The following is a 22679-nucleotide window of genomic DNA, read 5'->3' as shown; positions in this document are numbered from 1 at the left end:
GGGCACAATTTAGCGAGGGGCGTGCGCGGGGGAAATACAACTAATACGACATTGGCAGGGTGGATCGAATAGGGCGAGTTCGCGTTTTTTCGTAGTTGTTGTATCGGCTTTAAGTCATTCAAAAGGTTATTGGTTTTGTGTCGATAGCATTCAAAGGAATGTGGCGATCGTTGCTGCCTGAGTAGGCCTCTATGGCTATTGCGCCAGTGCCGAAGGTTGCTGCCGGATCAATAGCTACGAAGAGGTACTGATGGGTTCGCTGTCAGGTTCAGCCCCAGGCGCGAGCCGCAAATCGAAATCGCCTGTTACTCCCCCGCCTCACTGGCGGCAGTTGCATGTCCTGGTGGCGGAGGACCATTCAGCCCACCGACTATTACTGGGTTGCTTGCTGCAAAAGCTCGGATTGGGCCATGAGCTGGTCGCCGACGGGTATCTCGGGCAGGTGGCTTATGCCCGTCGGCCCTTTGACCTGGTGATCACTGATTGCCGGATGCCCATCATGGATGGTTACAGCATGGCCCGCGCCATTCGCCAATATGAGCACCACTTCGGGTTGAGGCGGGTGCCGATCATCGCCTTGACCGCCGACTTGCAAAGCGACAGCCCTCAGCGCTGCTGCGACGCGGGCATGGATGCCTGGCGGCTCAAGCCTCTAACCCTTGAACAATTACGTGCCGTTTTGGCGCGATGGCTCCCGGGGGCCGATCACGTGCCTATCGGTGCGGAGCCCGTTGCGAAGGTTATGGGTTGGCCAGCCCGCGCGAGCCTGGTCGCGACGTTTGGCAGTGAACAAGTGGTCAATCAATTGTTGGAAAACCTGCTGGTCGAGGCTTGGCAAGATCACGACCTGTTGGGCCGTGCCTGTGCCGCATTGGACGCATCATTGACCGCCGAACGCCTGCATCGATTGACGGGTAGCCTGGTGTTTGTAGGAGGGACGGGGCTTGAGTCCTGTGCGGTGAGGTTGATCGAGCAGGTTCAGCGCGATGGCGTGTCTGCACACCTGGCGGAATTGACACTGTTCCAGGCACGCTTGCGCGCCTATCTGGATTATCTGTCCACTCTATGAAAGGTGTTTACAGAGGGTTTAATTTATTTGGAAGTCTAGTTTTTGCTGTAGGTGGTTTCCTATTGTTTTGTAGTCCAAAAAATAGCCACTACTAAACATTGGTTTCGGCTGCAAGCGGGTCTTTGTTAGCAGTTGTTGATAATCGCTGGCAGAGGTATTTTGCGCGGATTCAAGTTGCCACCATTCGTAGGTATCTATGCTTCGAGTAATTATTGCTGACGATCACCCTATTGTCCGAGTCGGGCAGAGAGTCGTGATTGAGGCGAATGGCAAGTGCAAGGTGGTCGGCGAAGCCGACGGCCCCGATCAATTGCTCGGGGTGTTGAGTACTACGGCATGTGACGTGCTGGTCACCGATTTTGCAATGCCGGGCGGTCAGCAAGCCGATGGCTACAGCCTGTTGAGCCTGCTGCATCGTCAGTACCCGAACGTACCGGTGATCCTGGTGACGATGTTCGCCAACGTTGCTACCTTGCGTGCCGCCTTCGCCCATGGTGCCAGGGCAGTGGTCGCCAAAAGTGCCTCTGCCAAGGAGTTGCCCCTGGCGATCAAAGCCGTGTGCGCGGGCCAGACCTTCGCCAGTGAATGCCTGCGGGTGCAACTGGTGGAGGCGGGGACAGGCAATCAGTCCCATGAGCCGCAGTTGTCCGGCAAGGAGAGCGAGGTGGTGCGTATGTTGGCCAGCGGCATGACGGTCAGCCAGATCGCGGCCAAGGTCCACCGGAGTATTTCCACTATCAGCAAACAGAAAAGTACAGCGATGCAGCGGCTGAGTATCTCTACCGATGTTGAACTGTTCGCCTATGCGCGTGCATCAGGAATGGTACCTTAGAAAGTTGCAGTTTTATGACAGCGATTTAACTAAAGGCCAAGCGCAGGATTCGTATTGGTTGTATGGGGCTGGTGCGCTAAGTGCTCTAACTTGTTGTTCACGCCTGCTGGCATTAGTTGAGGGTTGTTTAAATTCCCGGTCAAATTAGTTGAGACGAAATACCCATTGGGCGGTGTACTTGCTTGTGCCCGCTTAACCGCTGGTTAATCGACCGTAAGTGATGCGACCCTGACGGAGGTCAGTTGCAACGCGCCTGCATTGATAGCCGTCAAGGCCGCGCGGCTAGTGTCCAAGTCCGCACTGCCGACCGCTGAAGAGATCCAGATCGACGGCAGCGCTATTTTTGTCATGAATGCCCATGGTCTTCGCGGCCTGTGCGGATTATCGTGCAGGCCTGACAATAATTGCTGCGGAACCTGCCCATGAGTGCTGCCCACGATGCTCTGATCCACCGCTTCTACGAGGCGTTTCAGCGCCTTGACGCCGAGGCCATGGCCGCTTGCTACACCGACGATGTGGTCTTCAGCGACCCGGCTTTCGGCGAACTGCGCGGGCGGGATGCCGGTGATATGTGGCGCATGCTTACCACGCGGGCCAAGGATTTTTCCCTGACGTACGACCATGTGCGCAGCGATGACAGCACCGGCAGTGCCCATTGGGTGGCGACGTATTTGTTCAGCGCCACCGGCAATACCGTGGTCAACGATATCGGTGCGCGGTTCGTGTTCCGTGACGGCAAGATCTGTGAACACCACGACCACTTCGACCTGTGGCGTTGGTCGCGCCAGGCGTTGGGCCTCAAGGGCCTGTTGCTGGGTTGGTCGCCCGCGTTGAAGAACGCGGTACGTGCCCAGGCGCTCAAAGGCTTGAAGGCATTTCAGGCCGGGCGTTGATAAGATTGGCGCTCTTCTGGTTTGCCGACTCCGACTTGTGACTGATCCCTCTGAACCCAAACCCTGGTTCGTCTACCTGGTGCGTGCCGCCAACGGCTCGCTGTACTGCGGCATCAGCAATGACCCCGTGCGCCGGTTTGCCTCGCACCAAAGCGGCAAGGGCGCACGGTTCTTTCTGTCCAGCCCCGCCGTGGCCTTGGTGTACACCGAACAATGTGCGAGCAAGGGCGAGGCGCTGCGTCAAGAGCGCTTGATCAAGAAATTGAAGAAGAGTGCCAAGGAGTGCCTGGCCGCGAGTGGCCTCGAGGGCGGCATACACAAAAATAGTTGCGAACCCATGTGAGGTAAACCTGCGCCCCATCCGTGTAGTGCTTGAAACTGCGATCTATTCGCATTAACAGCGTTTTCAACACGGGTTCTCAGAGCATGAAGTCGACGGCGGGCGGTTGGGTAAAACAGTGGCTGGGAGCTTCGGTCTTGGCGGTGTCGGGGCTGGCGTTGCTGCCCTTGAGCGTTGCGCGTGCGCAGGAGCAGCACAGCGCCCAGTTCAATTTTGCCCTGGCAGCCAAACCACTGCCCCAGGCCCTGAGCGAGTTCAGCCGGGTCACCGGCATCAGCGTGATCTATACCGATGAAGCGCCCTACGGTCTAAATGCCCCGGCGGTCAGTGGGCCGATGACGGCGAGCCAGGCGCTGCAACGCCTGCTGAGCCAATCCGGCTTCACGTTCCGCCAGATCGACGCCCGCACCCTGGCGCTGGAGCCGGTGCCAACCGACGGCGCGGTCAACCTCGGCGCTACCACCATCAGCGGCGCCAACCTCACCCAGGACAGCACCAGCTACCAACCGCCGCCGACCAGCTCGGTAATGCGCTCCCATGGGTTGCTGTTGGAAACCCCACAAACCGTCAACGTAGTGCCTGCTCAAGTGCTGCGCGACCAGCAACCGCGAAACCTGGATGACGCGCTGGGCAATATCAGCGGTATCACCCAGACAAACACCCTTGGCAGCACCCAGGATGCGGTGATGTTGCGCGGCTTTGGCGACAACCGTAACGGCTCGATCATGAAGGACGGTATGCCGATGGTGCAGGGCCGTGCCTTGAACGCGACAGCCGAGCGCGTCGAAGTGCTCAAGGGCCCGTCGTCGCTGTTGTATGGCATCCAGGACCCAGGCGGTGTAGTCAATATCGTCAGCAAAAAGCCTGAGCTGGTGCAGTCCACCTCCCTGACCGCACGCGGTTCGACCTTCGGCAGCGGCAAGAACGGCAGCGGCGGCAACCTCGACACCACCGGGCCCCTGGGTGACAGCGGCCTGGCTTATCGCCTGATCGTCGACCATGAAGACGAAGACTACTGGCGCAACTACGGCATCCACCGCGAAACCCTGGTGGCGCCGTCCCTGGCCTGGTATGGCGACACCACCCAAGTGCTGCTGGCCTATGAGCACCGCGAATTTCTCGCCCCGTTCGACCGTGGCACCGCCATCGATCCCAAGACCAACCACCCGTTGAACATCCCCGCCACCCGCCGTCTGGATGAGCCGTTCAACAACATGGAAGGCCGCTCCGATCTGTACCGCCTGACTGTCGATCATGATCTGAACGACGACTGGAAAGCCCACTTCGGCTACAGCTGGAACCGCGAAACCTACGACGCCAGCCAGGTGCGCGTGGTCAAGGTCAACACCAATGGCACCCTGACCCGCAGCATGGACGGTACCCAGGGCGCGTTGACCACCGACCGCTTTGCCACCGCCAGCCTCGAAGGCAAGGTCGATGTTGCAGGTATGCAGCACGATCTGGTGTTCGGCCTGGACGATGAGTACCGCAAGATCTACCGTGCCGACCTGATCCGCCAGGCACCGCGAGGCAGCTTCGATTACAACAACCCGGTGTACGGCAACGAAGTCGCCGGCTCCAAAGTCAGCGCGCCGGACAGCAACCAGACCGACCTGCTGCGCAGCGATTCGCTGTTCTTCCAGGATGCCATCCACCTCAACGATCAATGGATTCTGGTCGGCGGTGCGCGCTACCAGATGTACGACCAATACGCCGGCAAAGGCGTGCCGTTCACCGCCAACACCGACGGCAATGGCCAGAAGTGGGTGCCTCGGGCCGGGTTGGTGTATCGCTACAGTGACGAATTGTCGTTCTACGGCAGCTACACCGAGTCGTTCAAACCCAACTCCACCATCGCGCCACTGGCCAATAAAACCGTGTTGAATGGCAGTTTGCAGCCGGAGGAATCCAAAGCCTGGGAGCTGGGTACCAAGTTCGACCTGCCGGGGCGTATCACCGCCAGCGCAGCACTGTTCACCATCGATAAACGCAACGTGTTGGTGCAGGTAGGCGAGGGCCTGACCTCGGAGTACAGCGTGGCCGGCAAAGTGCGCTCCCGTGGTCTGGAGCTGGATGCCAGCGGCCAGCTGACGGATAAGTGGAGCCTGATCGGCAGCTATGCCTACACCGATGCCGAGGTCACCGAAGACCCCAAGCTCAAAGGCAACCGCCTGCAGAACGTGGCAAAAAGCACCGGCTCGCTGTCAGCGGTGTATGACTTCGGCAGCATCCTGGGCGGTGATCAACTGCGCGTCGGCGCCGGGGCGCGTTATGTCGGCGAGCGGGCAGGGGACGCGGCCAACAGTTTCGAGCTGCCCAGCTACACCGTGGCTGATGTGTTCGCCAGCTACGACACCAAGCTTGAGGGGCAAAAGGTCAAGTTCCAGCTCAACGTGAAAAACCTGTTCGACCGTACCTACTACACGTCCTCGGTGAATACGCAGTTTGTGTCCATGGGCGATGCGCGGCAGGTGTCGGTGTCCAGCACGCTTACCTTCTGATTCATTTATCTGTGGGAGCTGGCTTGCCTGCGATGGCATCGACTGGGTTTGCCTGATACACCGAGTTGTCTGCATAGCAGGCAAGCCAGCTCCTACAGGAAAGCGGTCGCCACATTGATAGCGAGCTGTTAGCGTTGCCGCCATTGCATGCTTATGGAAAACGCTACTGATGTACTTTGGAAAATGGCTACGCACCGGCACCCTGCTGGTCGGTTTGAGTTTTTTACTGGGCGGCTGCGCCAGCGTCTCCCAAACTTCCACTCCGGCAACCCTGGATAAACTGCTGAGCGATCCGGCGCTGCAAGGTGCTACGGTCTCGCTGATGGTACGTGACGCCCGCACGGGCTCCACGCTGTATCAGCACAACCCACGCACCCGGTTGGTGCCCGCGTCCAACCTCAAGCTGTTGACCACGGCGGCGGCCATGGATGTGCTGGGGCCGCAATATCGCTTCGCCACCCAACTGCTGAGCAACGGCATACGCCAGGGCGACCGCCTGACCGGCAACCTGTACCTGCGTGGCCTGGGCGACCCGAGCATTCAGTTTGCCGACTACCAGGCGCTGGCCGCGCAATTGGCCAGCCAGGGCGTGCGCCAGGTGCAGGGTGATCTGGTGTTCGATGACACCTGGTTTGATGCCGAGCGGCTAGGTGTCGACTGGTCCCACGATGACGAAACCACCTACTACGGCGCGCAGATTTCGGCGCTGACCGTGGCGCCCAATGCGGATTTTGATGCGGGCAGCGTGCTGGTTACGGCCAAGGCGCCATTGCTGGCCGGCTCGCCGGTGAGTGTCGATATTTTCCCGCCTACTGATTACCTGCAACTGAGCAACCGTGCCATGAGCGGACCGGGCAACAGCTATGGAATCAATCGCCGTCACGGCACCAACCTGTTGCAACTCAGCGGCGCAGTAGCGCCGGGAAAGCAGAGCCAGCAATTGGTCAGCGTCTGGGAGCCAACGCAACTGGTCGCGAATCTGTTTGAACAAGCCCTGGCGCAGCAGGGCATTACCGTACTGGGGCGTCGGGTGATGGGCGGGGCAAGCCCGGCGGCGGTAACGGTGCTGGCCGAGCACCAATCGGCGCCGTTACAGGCGTTGATCACACCGCTGCTCAAGCTTTCGAACAACAATATGTCTGAAGCCTTGCTCAAGGCCATGGGGCGCAAGACGGCCAATAGCGGCACGGCAGCAGCGGGCGCTGTGGCGGTGGCCGGGTTCCTCAAGCGCCAGGGGCTGGAAACCGCCACATTCAGTCAGGTTGACGGCTCAGGCCTGTCACGGCGCAACCTGGTGTCGTCGCAAACCCTCACCGACCTGCTGCTGGCCGCCAGCAAACAGCCGTGGTTCGACGCCTGGTACAACGCGCTGCCGATTGCCGGCAACACCGACCGCATGACCGGCGGCAGCCTGCGCTATCGCTTGCGCGACACGCAGGCGCAAAACAACCTGCACGCCAAGACCGGCTCCATGGGCGGCGTGTCGTCATTGAGTGGGTACATCACCGATGCCGGCGGGCGCAAGCTGGTGTTCTCGATGCTGACCAACAACTACGTGGTGGCCGGCTCGCAGGTCAAGGCGTTGGAGGATCGCGTGGCCGTGGCGCTGGCGCGCAGCGACGAGTGATTCAGGGCTGATAGCCCATCCGCCAACTCACGGCCCGGGTCGCCGCCAGCAAGTGCTGCGCCGCCGGGCCATCTTCATCGGCATGGAACAGCGAGGTTGGGCCGACCACGGTCATCACCGCCGCGACTTGACCGACCGCATTGAACACCGGCGCCGACAACGCATCCACGCCGGGCATCAGCAGGCCATGTACAAAGTGCAGGCCGCGGCTGCGGATTTGCTCGCACACGCTGGCATAGGCCTGATCGTCCGCCAAGGTGTGAGCGGTGCCGGCTTGAACCTCGCGTTCGCGCAGCTCCACGGTTTCCCGCGACGGCAAGTAGGCGCTGAACACCAGCCCGGTGGACGAACTGAGCAGCGGCAACACCGAGCCCAACTGCGTCACCACGGTGACGGCGCGCACTGCCGGCTCAATCTGCACCACGGTCGCGCCCTGGTTGCCCCACACCGCCAGAAAGCAGGTTTCATTCAACTCATCGCGCAGTTCGGCCAGGGGCATGGCGCCGACTTTCAACACATCCATGCTGCCCAGCGCCGCCAGCCCTACGCGCAACGCTTCGCGGCCCAGGCCGTAATGGTTGGTGGCGCTGTTCTGTTCGGCAAAACCCGAGGCGATCAGCGCCTGCAAATAGCGGTGGACCTTGCTCGCCGGCATCTGCACATGCTCGGCCAGGCGTGACAGCGAGGTGGCCGGGGACAGTTCGGCCAGGGCCTTGAGAATATCGGTGCCGACTTCCGCCGAGCGGACTTTCTGTTTACCGGTGTCGCGAGGCTTTTCCATGGAAGGGCGAGAATCCGAGAGATGAATGGGCGTCTTTATAGCTTGACGGTCGACAGTGATCAAATTACGTTATGCGTAACTGGATTACGATAAAAACAACTTCTGCACAGAGGAAGATCCATGGACCTCGAATACCTGTCGGGTTTCGGCAATGAATTCGCCAGCGAAGCCTTGCCTGGCGCGCTGCCGGTCGGCCAGAACTCGCCGCAAAAAGCCCCCTACGGGCTCTACACCGAACTGTTTTCCGGCACTGCCTTCACCATGGCGCGTAGCGAAGCCCGGCGCACCTGGCTGTACCGCATCCAGCCGTCCGCCAATCACCCGGCGTTCGTCAAACTTGCGCGGCAATTGGCCGGTGGGCCCTTGGGGGCGGTGACGCCCAACCGCCTGCGCTGGAATCCGCTGGATATTCCGAGTGAACCCACGGACTTTATCGATGGGCTGGTCGGCATGGTTGCCAACTCGGGGTCGGAAAAACCTTCGGGCATCAGCATTTATAACTACCGCGCCAATCGTTCCATGGAGCGCGTGTTCTTCAACGCCGACGGCGAGCTGCTGATCGTGCCGGAGCAGGGCCGCTTGCGCATCGCCACCGAACTGGGCGTGCTGGATATCGAGCCGCTGGAAATCGTCGTGCTGCCCCGTGGCCTCAAGTTCCGTATCGAACTGCTGGACGCGCAAGCCCGCGGCTACGTCGCTGAAAACCATGGCGCCCCGCTGCGCCTGCCTGACCTGGGGCCGATTGGCAGCAACGGCCTGGCTAACCCGCGCGATTTCCTCACGCCGGTCGCCCGTTACGAAGACCTCAAGCAACCGACCACGCTGGTACAGAAATTCCTCGGCGAACTGTGGGCCTGCGAGCTGGATCACTCACCACTCAACGTGGTCGCCTGGCACGGTAATAACGTGCCGTACAAATACGACCTGCGTCGCTTCAACACCATTGGCACGGTGAGTTTTGACCATCCGGATCCGTCGATCTTCACCGTGCTGACCTCGCCCACCAGCGTGCACGGCCTGGCCAACCTCGACTTCGTGATCTTCCCGCCGCGCTGGATGGTGGCCGAGAACACCTTCCGGCCGCCGTGGTTCCATCGCAACCTCATGAACGAATACATGGGCCTGATCCAGGGCGCCTACGATGCCAAGGCCGAAGGCTTCCTGCCGGGCGGCGCCTCGCTGCACAGTTGTATGAGCGCCCACGGCCCGGATGGCGAAACTTGCACCAAGGCCATCAATGCGGACCTGGCGCCGCACAAGATCGATAACACCATGGCCTTCATGTTCGAGACCAGCCAAGTGCTGCGTCCGACCCAGTTCGCCCTGGAGTGCCCCCAACTGCAACCTGCTTACGACGCGTGCTGGGCCGCGCTGCCCGCCACCTTCAACCCGAACCGGAGATAACCCATGACTCAACCAACGCAGACCCGCAGCTGGGTGGCCTCGGCCAACGGTCACGCGGATTTCCCCCTGCAAAACCTGCCTCTGGGCGTGTTCAGTATCAACGGCTCGGCCCCGCGCAGTGGCGTGGCGATTGGCGACATGATCCTCGACCTGCACGCCGCGCTGGATGAGTTTGACGGTGACGCCCGGCGCGCCGTCGAAGCCACTGCGGGTGGGCAGTTGAACGCGTTTTTCGAACTGGGCCGTGGGCCTCGCGTTGCCCTGCGCCAGCGCCTGCTGGAACTGCTGGCCGAAGGCAGCAAGCTGCAAACCCGCGAGGCGCAAGTGCTGCACCGTGCCGCCGATTGCCAGATGCACCTGCCGGCCAAAATCAATGACTACACCGACTTCTATGTCGGCATCGAGCACGCGCAGAACGTCGGCAAATTGTTCCGCCCCGATAACCCACTGTTGCCCAACTACAAGTACGTGCCGATTGGTTACCACGGCCGCGCCTCGACCATTCGTCCCTCGGGTACAGAGGTGCGACGCCCTAAGGGCCAGACCTTGCCAGCCGGGCAGTCCGAGCCGACCTTTGGCCCATGCGCGCGCCTGGACTATGAGTTGGAGCTGGGCATCTGGATCGGCCAGGGCAATGCCATGGGCGATGCGATTGCCATTGGTGATGCCGCCGAGCATATCGCCGGTTTCTGCCTGCTCAACGACTGGTCGGCGCGGGATATCCAAGCCTGGGAGTACCAGCCGCTGGGGCCGTTCTTGTCGAAAAGCTTTATCACCAGCATCTCGCCGTGGGTGGTGACTGCCGAAGCCTTGGAGCCTTTCCGCAAAGCCCAGCCGCCGCGCCCTGAAGGTGATCCGCAACCGCTGCCTTACCTGTTGGATAAGCGTGATCAGAACGCGGGCGCCTTTGATATCGAACTGCAAGTGCTGCTCACCACGGCCTCGATGCGTGAGCAAAACCTGCCCGCCCATCGCCTGACCCTGAGCAACACCGAGCATATGTACTGGACCGTGGCGCAAATGGTGGCGCACCACAGCGTCAATGGCTGCCAGTTGCAGGCGGGTGACCTGTTTGGTTCGGGCACGTTGTCTGGCCCGCAGCCGGGGCAGTTCGGCAGCCTGTTGGAAATTACCGAAGGCGGCAAGAAGCCGATTGAATTGGCCTCCGGCGAGGTACGTAAGTTCCTTGAAGACGGCGACGAAATCATTCTGCGTGCCCGTTGCAGCCGCGAGGGCTTTGCCTCCATCGGCTTCGGCGAATGCCGCGGTACCGTGGTCGCGGCGCGCTGAGAGGGCAGGGCCATGGAACTCTATACTTACTACCGTTCTACCGCGTCGTATCGAGTACGTATTGCCCTGGCCCTCAAAGGCCTGGATTTCACCGCGCTGCCGGTCAACCTGCTGGTGCCGGCAGGCGGCGCCAACCGCCAGCCTGAATACCTGGCGATCAACCCCCAAGGGCGCGTGCCGGCATTGCGTACTGATGAAGGGGCGTTGCTGATCCAGTCACAGGCGATCATTGAGTACCTGGAAGAGCGTTATCCACAGGTGCCGATGTTCTCCAGGGATTTGGTCGCCAGGGCTCATGAGCGGGCGGTGGCGTCGATCATCGCCTGTGATATCCACCCGTTGCATAACTCCAGCACCCAGAACTTGCTGCGCAAGTGGGGGCACGATGAAGCGCAATTGCTGGAGTGGATCGGGCACTGGATCAGCCAGGGCCTGGGCGCTGTGGAGCAGTTGATTGGCGACACAGGGTTTTGCTTTGGCGAGCAGCCGGGCTTGGCCGATGCGTTTCTGATCCCGCAGTTGTATGCGGCCGAGCGCTTCAAGGTGCCCTTGGCGGCATACCCACGCATTGGGCGGGTGGCGGCGTTGGCGGCCCAACATCCAGCCTTCGTGCAGGCCCACCCCGCCAATCAACCTGACACCCCCTAGGACCCCTGTGGGAGGGGGAAGCCCCAATGCCGTTCAGTTAAGCGAGCGCAATGCTCACAGCCATGAAGATCAAATGTGGGAGCCGGCTTGCCTGCGAAAGCGTTAGTGCAGTGGCAGATGCGGTGACTGACACACCGCCTTCGCGGGCAAGCCCGCTCCCACAGGGGATTCGCGCTTAACGGACTGGCATTGGGGTAAACCCCTGCCACATTTGATCGCGCCAACCTAATAAAAAATAAAGGTACCTTGCGATGCACAATCAGATTGCCAGCTTTCGTGCGGCACTCGACGCCCGTCCGGTGTCGCGCTACCAATGGTTGATTCTCCTGCTGCTGGCACTGCTACTGGTCACCGATGGCTATGACGCCCAGGTGCTGGGCTATGTAGTGCCGGCACTGGCCCAGGATTGGGGCCTGGAAAAAGCCGCGTTCGGCCCCGTGTTCAGCGCCAACCTGCTGGGCCTCACCCTGGGCTCGCTGCTGGTGACACCGCTGGCGGATCGGTTTGGCGTGCGACGTATTCTGCTGGCGTGCGTGCTGATCTACGCCAGCCTCACGGTATTGATGGTGTTCGCCAATTCCCTGACCACGTTGATGGCGGCGCGGTTTATCTGTGGCATTGGTATGGGTGGCGCGATGCCCAGTGCCATGGCATTGATGTCTGAATATTCGCCGCCGCGGATGCGCACCTTGATGGTGACCCTGGCGGCCTGCGGCTTCTCGTTCGGCGGCGCGGCAGGCGGCTTTGTGGCGGCCGGGTTTATCGATGGGTTTGGTTGGCAGGCGGTGTTCCTGGCGGGTGGTGTGACGCCGCTGCTGCTGTTCCCGTTCCTGGTGTGGCTGTTGCCCGAATCCTTGCCACGCCTGTTGCGCGATGCGCCGCCGTATCTGCGTTTGCGCAAAGTCACGGCGCGGATGCTGCCCGATTGGCAACCGCCACCGGCGACCGAAGCTGAAAACTTGCAGGAGCAAGGCAGCAAACTGACGGTGGTGGAGCTGTTTCGCAACGGCTATGCGCGCCCGACGCTGCTGATCTGGGCGACTTTCTTTGTCAGCCTGATCCTGCTGTATTTCATGATCAGTTGGTTGCCGTCGCTATTGCTCGAAAGCGGCCTGGCGTTGAACGAAGCCAACCTGGTCACCTCCATGTTCCTGTTCGCCGGCACCTTGGGCGCCATCCTCATGGCCTGGTTTGCCGACCGTCTGAAAAGCAAAGTGCGGTTACTGTCCGGCGTGCTGGCGGCGGCAGCGCTGTGCACCATCCTGCTGGGCTTGAACCACGACAACCCACGCTACCTGGTGGCTTGCGTGTTTGCAGCAGGGTTCTGCATCATCGGCGGGCAACTGACCCTCAATGCCTTCGCGAGTAACTTTTACCCGGCGCAGGTGCGCGCCACCGGCACGGGGTGGGCGTTGGGTGTGGGGCGGTTCGGGTCAATTCTGGGGCCGCTGTTTGGCAGCCTGTTGTTGGCGATGCATATACCGGTCGAGCAGATTTTCTTCTTTTGCGCGATTCCGGCGGTGATTGCGGCGCTGCTGATTATTCAAGTGCGGGCGCCTACAGGGGGCTCAGTGCATCACTGAGTTGGGCGGCAGGTGCCCTAGCCGCTCGGTCAGGCGCAGGCGCTGGATCGGGTCGTCGCTGAGCAGCAGGGCGTGTTCCAGGTCGAAGCGTTCGGCGCTGGGGCAGTCCAGGCGTTGATACAGGCTGGCCCGCGCCAGGTAGTCGGAGGCGCTGGCGTTGCCCAGTTCCAGTACGCGCTCGGCGTCCACCAGGGCGGCCAGTGGCTCGTCGTTGGCAAGGTAGAGTTGGCGCAGGTTGCGCGACAGCCGTTGCAGGATGGCCCGTGGCTCGGCGGTCAGCAGGTGATCGGCCTGCAATTTCAGCTGCGCCCCGTACTGGCGCGCCAGCAACTCGCGACAGTCGTTGGGGTACAGGCGCCGGCCGCCGCAAGGGTCCAACAGGTGATCGGCTCCCGGTACCCGCAGCAGGAAATGCCCGGGGAAGTTCACGCCGACCAGGGGGATATCCAGGCGCCGTGCCATCTCCAGTGCGATCAGGCCCATGGCCAAGGGTTGCCCGCGTTTGCGTTGCAGCACTTTGTCCAGCAGCGCCGCGGCGGGGCGCAACGGCGTGTGGTCATCCTGGGCAAACCCCAGGTCATTCATGCGCCGCAGCAGCGGCTGGCCGAGTTCATCCGCCGGTAGCAGGGGCATGCCCAGGCTGACCTGTTGTAGTAGCACGCCAAGGTCGTGCAGGATCAACGCCGGCTGCACGCTGGCGTCATGCTCGGCAGCAATCCACAGCGCGGCTTCAAACAGCGCGGGGGGTGAACGGTCCAGGCAGGCGAAAAAGGCGGTGCGGGGATTCATCGAGTTCTCCGGCGTATGCCTCCGTTTTAGCCTTGCTACGAATTTTCGTCCAGCATCTTGAGAGATAATCCCACGCGCTTATGTCGTAGATCCCACGAAAACGCGCGGCTTATTCCCGCGCAATCCAACAGTTTTCTGCCGCAAGCCTATACTTGGCCCACTACCAGAAGTGATTCGGGAGCCCATTGATGTTTGCGCTCATGCACAGCACCCGCCTTGAATCGCTGCACCTGAGCGTTGATCCGGTGACCGGCTTGAAGGCGATCATCGCCATCCACAACAGTCGCCTGGGCCCAGCGTTGGGTGGCTGTCGTTACCTGGCTTACCCTAACGACGAAACCGCCGTGGCCGATGCCGCGCGCCTGGCGCAAGGCATGAGCTACAAAGCCGCGCTGGCCGGGCTGTCGGTGGGCGGCGGCACGGCGGTGATCATCCGCCCCGTGCACGTGGAAAGCCGTGCGGCGCTGTTCGAGGCGTTTGGCCGTTGTGTGGAAAAACTCGACGGCCGCTTCATCACCTCGATCGACAGCGGTACCTCGGTCGCCGACATGGACTGCATCGCCCAGAACACCCGCTTTGTCACCAGCACCACCGCCGCCGGCGACCCTGCGCCCCATGCCGCCATGGGGGTGTTCGCCGGTATCCGCACCACCGCCATGGCGCGCCTGGGCAGCGACAACCTCGAGGGCCTGCGCGTGGCGGTGCAGGGCCTTGGCAACGTCGGTTATGCCCTGGCCGAACAACTACACGCCGCCGGTGCTGAGCTGCTGGTCAGCGACATCGACCACGGTAAGGTGCAACTGGCCATGGAGCAACTGGGTGCCCACCCGATTGCCAACGACGCCTTGCTCAGCACGCCCTGCGACATCCTCGCACCGTGCGGCGTCGGCGCCGTATTCAACCGTAACAGCGTCGGCCAGTTGCGTTGCGCCGCCGTGGCGGGTTCGGCCAGCGCACAACTGACCAACCTGGACATCGCCGACCAATTGGAAGGCCGCGGCATCCTCTACGCACCGGACTATGTGATCAACTCTGGCGGGCTGATCTACGTCGCCCTCAAACACGCCGGCACCGACCTGCCAGGCATCACCGCGCATCTGTCGAACATCGGCAGCCGCCTGACCGAAATCTTCGCCCACGCCCAAGCCGAAAAACGCTCCCCCGCACGGGTGGCCGATGAGCTGGCCGAACGCCTGCTGTACAAATAGGCCAGGCATTAAAAAGGCCCTGAATCCATGATTCAGGGCCTATTCAATTCGGGCTTTACTCCGCCGTCGGGTTCAACAACTCGGACAGCGCGTCCGGTTGGCTCTTGAACGCCTTGGCAAATACATCGCGGTTCTTCGCCATGTAGATCCCGGCCTCCTCCACCTGCTGCTCGCTCAACGACGGCACGGCTTTTTGCAACACCTCTGCCAGCAACTCAGCGAGTTCAAGCATCTTGTCATGACGGTCAGCTTCGGCTTTATCCATGAACAAACGCTCCAGATCTCGGCTGCTGCGGTATACCACTTCGACGGCCATTCACCACCTCACATGCCTTCACGATAGTTGTCTTTTGCGACTACTGTATTTATATACAGCGAAAAGGATAAGCCAAACGTCGGGGTTTGGGTAGTAGGTTTTTAATGTAGTTGGGAAATGGGGGTTTGCTACAGCGCAAACGCTCACTCTGGTAAGGGCTCGGATTTCTGTGCCTCATGCCACCGAGCCATCATCTCATGGCAGTGCTGGCCTTTTTTCTGCATGCAGAACAACCGTCACGTCCACCCCGCATTATCCGGTCGATCCGACCTAAGGAAGCATCATCGTGAAAATCAATTGGGCCGAAAGGCTGCGTCAGCAAGTACACGGGCTGGCCGAGTCGCTGGGTAATCTGTTTGTCGAGTCGTTCCATTACCTGGCGCTGTTCGCCATTGGTGCGGTGACCGCCTGGGCAGCGGTGATGGAGTTCCTGGGGATGCTGGAGAACGGGCACATCAAGATCGATGACATCTTGCTGCTGTTCATCTACCTGGAATTGGGTGCCATGGTCGGGATTTACTTCAAGACCAACCACATGCCGGTGCGCTTCCTGATCTACGTGGCGATCACTGCACTCACGCGTTTGCTGATCTCCAACGTGTCCCATCACAACCCGCCGGACCTGGGCATCATCTACCTGTGCGGCGGCATTTTGCTGTTGGCGTTTGCGATCCTGGTGGTGCGCTACGCGTCGTCGGCGTTCCCTTCGGTGAAGGTCGAAAGCCCGCGTCGCAAGGGCGAGGCGAGCCTGGAGACCGAGAAGGGCGAGCTTTAAAGCCCGACGCTGAAGGGTAGGGTACGGGCGGGCGGTCGCTGCAGGAGTTTGTGGCTGTCGCCGTCCGTCATCAGTTCCAGAATTTCCACGGCGCTATGGCCCTGCTCGATGGCGATGCCGAACTGGATGCTTTGCACCAGGCGCCTGAGGCGCTGCGGGTCGTTGCGCTGTTCGGCGCTGATCATGCGCTTGGCCACCACGCCGGTCTCGTCAGAGAGGGTGAGCATGATGCTGCCGTCCAGCCGTTGGATGCTCAGGTTGACGCGGTATTGGGGGCTGAACGTGTCGGTGATGATCTGAAAAGGATTGTCCATGGTGCGTTACCGCCTGATAAGAACATGCAGTCATTGACGGCCGGTGTCGGTATTAGTTCGCATTGCCTGACCACTGGCCAAATTCCGTTTTCCTCAAAAGTTCTACAGCAAGGGCCGTGCCGTACAGCGATTTACCCGGCACAGAAATCCAAATGTGGGAGCGGGCTTGCCCGCGATTGCGGTGTATCAGCCAATCAATAGTTGGCTGAATGATCGCTATCGCGGGCAAGCCCGCTCCCACATTGGATGTATGTCGTGAGCTAATTCAGGGCATTACGGAAAAAACGATCGCAGACAGCGCAATCAGGCCGATGACCACTACAAACACATTCGATACCTGACCTGAATACTGGCGCAAAGATGGCACTCGGCGGATGGCGTACATCGGCATCAGGAACAGCAGGCACGCGATGATCGGCCCGCCCATGGTTTCGATCATGCCCAGGATGCTCGGGTTGAAGGTGGCCACGGCCCAGCAGGTCAGCACCATGAACAACGCGGTGCAGCGTTCCAGCCATTTGGACGACATCGAACGGTTGCGCCCACGCAGGGATTTGACGATCAGCCCCTGGAAGCCTTCGCTGGCACCAATGTAGTGACCCAGGAAGGACTTGGTAATCGCCACCAGCGCGATCAACGGTGCGGCGTAGGCAATCACCGGCGTCTGGAAGTGGTTGGCCAGGTACGACAGGATCGAGATGTTCTGCGCCTTGGCAGCGGCCAGGTCAGCCGGTGACAGCGCCAGCACGCAGCTAAAGCAGAAGAACATCACGGTCAGTACCATCATGCCGTGGGCGGTGGCCAGGATGCCGCTGCTTTTGCGCTCGGCCTGGGCGCCGTAGACGCGCTTCTGGTCTACGGCAAAGGCGGAGATGATCGGCGAATGGTTGAACGAGAACACCATCACCGGGATCGCCAGCCACAGCGTTTTGAAGAACAGCGGCAGCGGCATGCCTTCGCTGGCCGAGGCGAAGAACGCTCCGTTCCAGTTGGGAATCAGGCTGAATGCCAGCAGCAGCAAGGCGGCAACGAAGGGGTACACCAGCACGCTCATGGCCTTGACGATCACGCCCTGGCCACACCGCACGATGGCCATCAGGCCGAGGATCAGCACCAGCGACAGAATCGCCCGTGGCGGCGGCGCCATGTGCAATTGGTGCTCCATGAAACTGCCCAGAGTGTTGGTCAGTGCGACGCTGTACACCAGCAGGATCGGGAAAATCGCAAAGAAGTACAGCAGTGTGATCAACTTGCCCGCGCCGACACCAAAGTGTTCCTCGACCACTTCGGTGATGTCGCCGGATTTGCCCGACAGTACAAAGCGCGTCAGCCCACGGTGGGCGAAGAAGGTCATCGGAAAGGCCAGCAACGCCAGCACGATCAGCGGCCAGAAACCACCGACGCCGGCATTGATCGGCAGGAACAGGGTGCCCGCGCCGATGGCGGTGCCGTAGAGGCCGAGCATCCAGGTGGTGTCGTGTTTGGTCCAGCCGGTGGTTACTGTGTGTTCTCTGACATCGGGATTTTCGGCAGCAGGTGTACGTACATCAGTGATCGGTATTGCCTCGTTATTATTTTTGCGCGGGCTCACGTTGGGGCGGGTAGCAGTGCTCCGATCAGCACTCCACCCAGCTGACCGCCAGGCCGCCCCGTGAAGTTTCTTTGTATTTGTCATGCATATCGGCGCCGGTATCGCGCATGGTGCGGATCACCCGGTCGAGGGAAATGAAGTGCTTGCCGTCACCGCGCAGGGCCATCTGCGTGGCGTTGATCGCCTTGACCGCCGCAATGGCATTGCGCTCGATGCACGGCACCTGCACCAGGCCACCGACCGGGTCGCAGGTCAGGCCGAGGTTGTGTTCCAGGCCAATTTCGGCGGCGTTTTCCAGTTGCTCCGGGGTGGCACCGAGGATATCGGCCAGGCCTGCGGCGGCCATGGCACAGGCCGAGCCCACTTCGCCCTGGCAGCCGACTTCGGCGCCGGAGATGGAGGCGTTTTTCTTGCAAAGGATGCCGACGGCGGCGGCGGCCAGGAAGAAATTGACTACGTCGTCGTCAGACGCGTCGGCGTTGAATTTCATGTAGTAATGCAGCACTGCTGGGATAATTCCGGCCGCGCCATTGGTCGGGGCGGTGACCATGCGCCCGCCAGCGGCGTTTTCTTCGTTGACGGCGAGGGCGAACAGGTTGACCCATTCCATCGCCGACAAGGTCGAGGTGATCACATTGGGCTTACCGATTTCCAACAGGTTGCGATGCAACTTCGCGGCGCGACGGGGCACATCCAGGCCACCGGGCAGGATGCCTTCATCGCGCAGGCCCTGTTCCACGCACTCGCGCATCACCGACCAGATATGCAGCAGGCCGCTGCGGATCTCTTCATCGCTGCGCCACGCCCGTTCGTTGGCCATCATCAGTTCGGATACCCGCAGGCCGTGCTTGTTGCACAAGGCCAGCAGTTCTACGGCACTGGAAAAGTCGTAGGGCAATTGCACGTCGCTGGTCGGCGCAATGCCTGATGCAGCTTCGGCGGCTTCGATGATGAAACCACCGCCCACCGAGTAATAGGTTTGTTCGCTCAGCAGGCCGCTGTCGCCATAGGCGTGCAAGGACATGGCGTTGGGGTGGTACGGCAGGCTTTCGTCCAGCAGCAGCAAGTCGGTGTGCCAGTTGAAAGCAATTGCCTGAGAGCCCGCCAGCAGCAATTGGCCGGACTCGCGCAGTTGCTGGATACGCGCATTGATCGAGGTGGGGTCGACGCGGTCTGGCCATTCGCCCATCAAGCCCATGACACAGGCGCGGTCGGTGGCATGGCCGACGCCGGTAGCGGACAGCGAGCCATACAGGCGCACTTCGACGCGCCGGGTTTGGCTGAGCAAATGCAGGTCGGTCAGGGCTTGGGCGAATGTCGCGGCAGCGCGCATCGGGCCAACGGTGTGGGAACTGGAAGGGCCGATGCCCACCTTGAATAGATCGAAAACACTGATAGCCATGCTAAAGCCTTACAAGCAATGGAGTAGAAATCGCTGCCATGTTTTGTAGAGCAGGCGGAATTGGCGCGATACTGAGCCTCTGGATCGGTACTGACCAACGAATTATCCTAAGACACCCTTTAGCAGGACTAAACGCTATGACTCGCCCCCTCCATGGCCAGACCTATGTCTGGCTGCATGTGTTTTCCTGCGCTGCGCGGCATCTATCGTTCACCCGCTGCGCCGAGGAACTGCACATCACGCCGGGAGCGGTGAGCCAACAAATTCGCCAGTTAGAAGAGCGCCTGGGCTTTCGACTGTTTCATCGGCGTGCGCGAGGCGTTGAACTCAGCGCCGAGGGGCAGCGCCTGGCGGCCGTGGTGGGTGAGGCTTATGGCAGCATTGATGCCGAACTGCAGCGCCTGGACGCCGGGATGATCAGCGGCACCTTGCGCCTGCGTTCGATCCCCTCGTTTCTGGGCAAGTGGCTGACCCCGCGTCTGCCACGTTTTCAGCAGCGTTTTCCGGACATTCAACTGCGCATGGTCGCCGAAGACAGCAGCATCGCCCTGCATGAAGGCGACTTTGACCTGGCCATCGACCTGAACGACGGCAGCTACCCTGGCTTGTTATCCACAGCCCTGTTGGATGAACAGATATTCCCGGTGTGCGCCCCCAGCCTGTTGCGTGGCCGCCCACCCTTGCATGGCCCGGCGGACCTGGCCCATTTCCCGCTGCTGCACGACATCACGGCCTGGCGTGGGAGTTATGAATATGCCGAATGGGAGTTTTACCTCAATGCCATCGGCTACCACGGTGCCGACGTACGGCGCGGGCACACCTTCAACCGCAATCACCTGACCATCGAAGCCGCCATCGCCGGCATGGGCGTGGCGATTGCGCGGCGCACCTTGCTGAACGATGAGCTGGAGCGCGGCACCTTGATCGTGCCGTTCGGCCTGGCCGTGCCCAACCATAAACGCTACGTGCTGCTGTATGCGCCGGGCGCGTTGAACCATCCGGGCGTGCGTGCGGTGCATGACTGGCTGGTGGAGGAAGCGGGGATTTTTCGCAGCTTGCACCCGTTGGGAGAGGGGCAGTTGTGAGGAAAACAGAACGTAAGAAGTTGTAACTAACTCCCCACCCTACCAGCGTTTTTGCTCGTCGTCAGGGTTAATTTGTAATGTGGGATTTATCTTTTCAAAGGGGTTGAAATGTTTCAGCAGGTGCTCAATTGTGTAATCAAGAGGTCATGGTTTCACCACCCCGGTGTTGCAGTTTGTGACCTCTGGCGAGCTAGCTGAAATAAGGGAAGAACTATGCAAATCCAAGTCAATAGCGATAACCATATTGAAAGCAGCATCCGACTGGAGGAGTGGGTACGTACTACCATTGAGAGCACGCTCGAACGCTACGAAGAAGACCTGACCCGTGTAGAGGTCTACCTGCGAGACGAGAACGGCGACAAGCCCGGCCCTCACGATTTGAGTTGCCGTCTGGAAGCACGGCCAAAGGGCCATCAACCAGTTTCCGTGTGCCATAAAGCCGATACGCTGGAGCAAGCGATCGATGGCGCCGCAGTCAAGCTCGACCACGCACTGGAACATTTGTTTGGCAAACTGCAAGGCAAGCCGCGCGCTGCCGGTAAAAACCAGCCAATCAACAAAGTGAACGAAGACGCTTTGGAAGAGGAATTCCTGGAAAACGAAAACGCTGCCATTAACGGCTGATTTTTTCCATTCCCCCAATGAAAACGGGCCTGCATATGCAGGCCCGTTTTTCGTTCAGCGCTCGCGCCGGAAGAAATGCCGGCTCAGCATCGCCAGCCCGCAGGCGCCCAACCCCGCAAACAGCATGGCCCAGCCGGCGCCGCTGCGCAGTGCTGTTTGCGCATCTTGAACGGTCAGCCCCGGCGCATCCAGCTTGCCGGCGGCAATATGCTGGCTGAGGCTTGCCCACTCCATTGCCGTGCTGTCAGGCAGCACATGGGCCAGGTTGTGGCTGATCCCCAACAACAACACAAGGCCCATCAGCGCGATATTGAGCGCCAGGGTGATCAGCCGTGCGCTGAAGTCGATGCCCGAGGCCATGCCTGCACGGTCATTCGAGACGGCGCCGGTGGTGGTGTTGGTGGTCGGCGAATTGGTCAACGCCAGTCCGATACCGGCGATCACGCAACTGAACAGCACCAGCGCCGTGCTGGGTTGTCCGGCGTAATTAACGGCGGCCATTCCCATGAACCCTGCGCCCATTACCCCCAGGCCCAGGGGAATGATGCGTTCGGCGCCAAAGCGTAGGGCCAGGCGTTCGGCCAGCGGCGGTACCAGCAAAGTCGGCAAGGTGTAGGCGAGCAAGGCGGCGCCTGTGGTCAGCGTGTCGTAACCCAGGCCCGCCTGGAAGTACAACGGCAGGTAAATCATGAACGGCCAGAAGCTGAAGTTCATGCCGATTGAGCCCATCAACGCGCCATTGAAACGTTGGATGCGGAACACCGAGAAGTCGAACATCGGATGGGCGCTGCGCCGCTCAATCAAGATAAACAGCAGCAGCCCGAAGACCGCCAGGCCGGCCCAGCCGAGCATCGCCGGGGCGCCAAAGCCGATTTCGCTGCCCTGGGTGATGAAATAAACCAGCGAAAACACCGTGAGTGTCATGGTCAGCATGCCGGCGATGTCGAGGCGATGGTTGGCCGGGTCGCGGGACTCCTGCACGCTGATATGCAACAACGCCAAGGTGAACAGGGTCAGCGGTACGTGCACCAGGAACACCCAGCGCCAGTCCGCCACGGCCAGGATCAAGGCTCCCACCATCGGTCCGAAACCCAGGCCCACGCCAGCGATCACGCCCCATATCGCAAAGGCCCGCGCACGCGCCGCCGGTTCGCGGAACTGATGGGACAAGATCGCAAATTGGCAAATCATCATGGCCCCGGCGCCAATGCCCTGGACGAAACGCGCCGCGATCAGCGTCGACGCATCGTTGGCCAAGCCACAGGCCAGCGAGGCCAGGGCGAATACCCACAGGCACACCACCAGCACACGCCGACGACCGAAGCGATCCGCCAAGGTCCCCGCCGCCATCAGCACGCTGGTGCAGGCCAGCGTGTAGGCATTCATGATCCATTGGGCGTCTTGAAAACCCGTGCCCAGTTCCTGTTCCAGCGTCGGCAGGATGACCGGCACGCTGGAGATTTCCAGGCCGAACATCAGGGCCACCAGGCAGACGGCGGTGAGGGCCAGGCCGTTCCTGGCGGTGCGCGGGGGAGTGAGGGCCGAGAGTGCGGCGGCGCGGGGCATACGAGATTCCTTTCGAAAGCGGGAGGGGCTATTCTCTCGGG

The 22679-nt window shown here is 60.9% G+C and carries 21 protein-coding genes; 14 read left to right on the top strand and 7 right to left on the bottom strand.

All coding sequences use genetic code 11. The annotated features are described in order from the left end of the window. Window positions 1-250: 250 nt before the first annotated feature. From GIV35_RS11835 to dacB, 6 genes are all read left to right on the top strand, one after another. Window positions 251-1069, top strand: coding sequence for a response regulator (locus tag GIV35_RS11835; RefSeq protein WP_236304457.1), 819 nt, complete (start codon window positions 251-253; stop codon window positions 1067-1069). A gap of 196 nt (window positions 1070-1265) precedes the next feature. Continuing rightward, on the top strand, window positions 1266-1901 hold the full coding sequence (locus tag GIV35_RS11830) for a response regulator transcription factor (protein ID WP_198714889.1): 636 nt from the start codon (window positions 1266-1268) through the stop codon (window positions 1899-1901). A 422-nt stretch (window positions 1902-2323) separates the two neighbouring features. Further along, window positions 2324-2794, top strand: coding sequence for a nuclear transport factor 2 family protein (locus tag GIV35_RS11825; protein WP_200648491.1), 471 nt, complete (start codon window positions 2324-2326; stop codon window positions 2792-2794). Between the two features lie 37 nt (window positions 2795-2831). Beyond that, complete coding sequence (locus GIV35_RS11820) at window positions 2832-3137, top strand: GIY-YIG nuclease family protein (RefSeq protein ID WP_060763558.1); 306 nt, start codon at window positions 2832-2834, stop codon at window positions 3135-3137. Between the two features lie 83 nt (window positions 3138-3220). Further along, the gene (locus GIV35_RS11815; protein ID WP_213152697.1) at window positions 3221-5635 is read left to right on the top strand and encodes a TonB-dependent siderophore receptor; all 2415 of its coding nucleotides are present in this window, start codon (window positions 3221-3223) and stop codon (window positions 5633-5635) included. A 169-nt stretch (window positions 5636-5804) separates the two neighbouring features. Next, on the top strand, window positions 5805-7262 hold the full coding sequence (gene dacB / locus GIV35_RS11810; RefSeq protein WP_105225850.1) for a D-alanyl-D-alanine carboxypeptidase/D-alanyl-D-alanine endopeptidase: 1458 nt from the start codon (window positions 5805-5807) through the stop codon (window positions 7260-7262). Window position 7263: 1 nt separating this feature from the next. Here dacB and GIV35_RS11805 read toward each other — a convergent pair whose 3' ends face one another. Further along, window positions 7264-8043, bottom strand: a complete 780-nt coding sequence (locus GIV35_RS11805) for an IclR family transcriptional regulator (RefSeq protein WP_054897733.1) — start codon at window positions 8041-8043, stop codon at window positions 7264-7266. 120 nt (window positions 8044-8163) lie between these two features. Here GIV35_RS11805 and hmgA point away from each other — a divergent pair, with 120 nt between their 5' ends. The 4 genes from hmgA to GIV35_RS11785 all read left to right on the top strand — a co-directional run bounded on the left by hmgA (window position 8164) and on the right by GIV35_RS11785 (window position 12968). Then, entirely contained in the window at window positions 8164-9447 is a 1284-nt protein-coding gene (hmgA, locus tag GIV35_RS11800) for a homogentisate 1,2-dioxygenase (protein WP_236264386.1), read from the top strand. A gap of 3 nt (window positions 9448-9450) precedes the next feature. After that, window positions 9451-10737, top strand: coding sequence for a fumarylacetoacetase (fahA, locus tag GIV35_RS11795; RefSeq protein WP_054921080.1), 1287 nt, complete (start codon window positions 9451-9453; stop codon window positions 10735-10737). 12 nt (window positions 10738-10749) lie between these two features. Continuing rightward, complete coding sequence (gene maiA, locus GIV35_RS11790) at window positions 10750-11385, top strand: maleylacetoacetate isomerase (protein ID WP_198714884.1); 636 nt, start codon at window positions 10750-10752, stop codon at window positions 11383-11385. 251 nt (window positions 11386-11636) lie between these two features. Further along, a complete protein-coding gene (locus tag GIV35_RS11785) occupies window positions 11637-12968 on the top strand; it encodes an MFS transporter (protein ID WP_236264387.1) in 1332 nt (443 codons plus the stop codon). Here GIV35_RS11785 and GIV35_RS11780 read toward each other — a convergent pair. Beyond that, entirely contained in the window at window positions 12954-13757 is an 804-nt protein-coding gene (locus tag GIV35_RS11780) for a SirB1 family protein (protein WP_236264388.1), read from the bottom strand. The two genes, GIV35_RS11785 and GIV35_RS11780, sit on opposite strands and share 15 nt — an antisense overlap. Before the next feature lie 188 nt (window positions 13758-13945). On the opposite strand from GIV35_RS11780, the gene GIV35_RS11775 reads away from it, so the two are divergent. Beyond that, window positions 13946-14965 carry a Glu/Leu/Phe/Val dehydrogenase family protein gene (locus GIV35_RS11775; RefSeq protein ID WP_054897738.1) on the top strand — a complete coding sequence of 340 codons (1020 nt, stop codon included), beginning with the start codon at window positions 13946-13948 and terminating at the stop codon, window positions 14963-14965. Window positions 14966-15020: 55 nt separating this feature from the next. On the opposite strand, the gene GIV35_RS11770 is transcribed toward GIV35_RS11775, so the two are convergent. Further along, window positions 15021-15281, bottom strand: coding sequence for a YebG family protein (locus GIV35_RS11770; RefSeq protein ID WP_016974596.1), 261 nt, complete (start codon window positions 15279-15281; stop codon window positions 15021-15023). A gap of 286 nt (window positions 15282-15567) precedes the next feature. Here GIV35_RS11770 and GIV35_RS11765 point away from each other — a divergent pair, with 286 nt between their 5' ends. Beyond that, window positions 15568-16056, top strand: coding sequence for a phosphate-starvation-inducible protein PsiE (locus tag GIV35_RS11765; protein WP_014717052.1), 489 nt, complete (start codon window positions 15568-15570; stop codon window positions 16054-16056). On the opposite strand, the gene GIV35_RS11760 is transcribed toward GIV35_RS11765, so the two are convergent. The 3 genes from GIV35_RS11760 to GIV35_RS11750 form a co-directional block, all read right to left on the bottom strand. After that, window positions 16053-16370 carry a DUF3509 domain-containing protein gene (locus GIV35_RS11760; RefSeq protein WP_034128674.1) on the bottom strand — a complete coding sequence of 106 codons (318 nt, stop codon included), beginning with the start codon at window positions 16368-16370 and terminating at the stop codon, window positions 16053-16055. The genes GIV35_RS11765 and GIV35_RS11760 overlap by 4 nt on opposite strands. A gap of 265 nt (window positions 16371-16635) precedes the next feature. Further along, window positions 16636-17925, bottom strand: coding sequence for a serine/threonine transporter (locus GIV35_RS11755; protein WP_236264391.1), 1290 nt, complete (start codon window positions 17923-17925; stop codon window positions 16636-16638). Between the two features lie 61 nt (window positions 17926-17986). Further along, window positions 17987-19363, bottom strand: a complete 1377-nt coding sequence (locus GIV35_RS11750) for an L-serine ammonia-lyase (protein ID WP_034128672.1) — start codon at window positions 19361-19363, stop codon at window positions 17987-17989. 137 nt (window positions 19364-19500) lie between these two features. Between GIV35_RS11750 and GIV35_RS11745 the strand changes: the two genes are divergently transcribed. Both GIV35_RS11745 and GIV35_RS11740 read left to right on the top strand, forming a co-directional pair. Continuing rightward, window positions 19501-20448 (top strand): LysR substrate-binding domain-containing protein, encoded by a 948-nt coding sequence (locus tag GIV35_RS11745; RefSeq protein ID WP_054897740.1) that lies wholly within the window; start codon window positions 19501-19503, stop codon window positions 20446-20448. Window positions 20449-20661: 213 nt separating this feature from the next. Then, entirely contained in the window at window positions 20662-21072 is a 411-nt protein-coding gene (locus GIV35_RS11740) for an HPF/RaiA family ribosome-associated protein (RefSeq protein ID WP_003188815.1), read from the top strand. A 54-nt stretch (window positions 21073-21126) separates the two neighbouring features. Here the strand turns inward: GIV35_RS11740 and GIV35_RS11735 are convergent, their stop codons facing one another. Then, window positions 21127-22638 carry an MFS transporter gene (locus GIV35_RS11735; protein ID WP_236304389.1) on the bottom strand — a complete coding sequence of 504 codons (1512 nt, stop codon included), beginning with the start codon at window positions 22636-22638 and terminating at the stop codon, window positions 21127-21129. Between the last annotated feature and the right edge of the window lie 41 nt (window positions 22639-22679).

The organism is Pseudomonas sp. PA-1-6B, from assembly GCF_021609545.1.
GTDB classification, from domain to species: domain Bacteria; phylum Pseudomonadota; class Gammaproteobacteria; order Pseudomonadales; family Pseudomonadaceae; genus Aquipseudomonas; species Aquipseudomonas fluorescens_BV.
Note: the sequence above shows the minus strand (reverse complement) of the source record. Positions and strands in the feature narration are given on the sequence as shown.

Excerpts from the sequence above, each read along its gene's own strand:
- GIV35_RS11815 (WP_213152697.1), top strand. The coding sequence starts at position 3,221 with ATGAAGTCGACGGCGGGCGGTTGGGTAAAACAGTGGCTGGGAGCTTCG.
- GIV35_RS11780 (WP_236264388.1), bottom strand. The coding sequence starts at position 13,757 with ATGAATCCCCGCACCGCCTTTTTCGCCTGCCTGGACCGTTCACCCCCC.
- GIV35_RS11825 (WP_200648491.1), top strand. The coding sequence starts at position 2,324 with ATGAGTGCTGCCCACGATGCTCTGATCCACCGCTTCTACGAGGCGTTT.
- maiA (WP_198714884.1), top strand. The coding sequence starts at position 10,750 with ATGGAACTCTATACTTACTACCGTTCTACCGCGTCGTATCGAGTACGT.
- hmgA (WP_236264386.1), top strand. The coding sequence starts at position 8,164 with ATGGACCTCGAATACCTGTCGGGTTTCGGCAATGAATTCGCCAGCGAA.
- GIV35_RS11745 (WP_054897740.1), top strand. The coding sequence starts at position 19,501 with ATGACTCGCCCCCTCCATGGCCAGACCTATGTCTGGCTGCATGTGTTT.
- GIV35_RS11775 (WP_054897738.1), top strand. The coding sequence starts at position 13,946 with ATGTTTGCGCTCATGCACAGCACCCGCCTTGAATCGCTGCACCTGAGC.
- GIV35_RS11735 (WP_236304389.1), bottom strand. The coding sequence starts at position 22,638 with ATGCCCCGCGCCGCCGCACTCTCGGCCCTCACTCCCCCGCGCACCGCC.
- GIV35_RS11770 (WP_016974596.1), bottom strand. The coding sequence starts at position 15,281 with ATGGCCGTCGAAGTGGTATACCGCAGCAGCCGAGATCTGGAGCGTTTG.
- GIV35_RS11830 (WP_198714889.1), top strand. The coding sequence starts at position 1,266 with ATGCTTCGAGTAATTATTGCTGACGATCACCCTATTGTCCGAGTCGGG.
- GIV35_RS11835 (WP_236304457.1), top strand. The coding sequence starts at position 251 with ATGGGTTCGCTGTCAGGTTCAGCCCCAGGCGCGAGCCGCAAATCGAAA.
- GIV35_RS11805 (WP_054897733.1), bottom strand. The coding sequence starts at position 8,043 with ATGGAAAAGCCTCGCGACACCGGTAAACAGAAAGTCCGCTCGGCGGAA.
- GIV35_RS11740 (WP_003188815.1), top strand. The coding sequence starts at position 20,662 with ATGCAAATCCAAGTCAATAGCGATAACCATATTGAAAGCAGCATCCGA.
- GIV35_RS11750 (WP_034128672.1), bottom strand. The coding sequence starts at position 19,363 with ATGGCTATCAGTGTTTTCGATCTATTCAAGGTGGGCATCGGCCCTTCC.
- GIV35_RS11785 (WP_236264387.1), top strand. The coding sequence starts at position 11,637 with ATGCACAATCAGATTGCCAGCTTTCGTGCGGCACTCGACGCCCGTCCG.
- GIV35_RS11760 (WP_034128674.1), bottom strand. The coding sequence starts at position 16,370 with ATGGACAATCCTTTTCAGATCATCACCGACACGTTCAGCCCCCAATAC.
- fahA (WP_054921080.1), top strand. The coding sequence starts at position 9,451 with ATGACTCAACCAACGCAGACCCGCAGCTGGGTGGCCTCGGCCAACGGT.
- dacB (WP_105225850.1), top strand. The coding sequence starts at position 5,805 with ATGTACTTTGGAAAATGGCTACGCACCGGCACCCTGCTGGTCGGTTTG.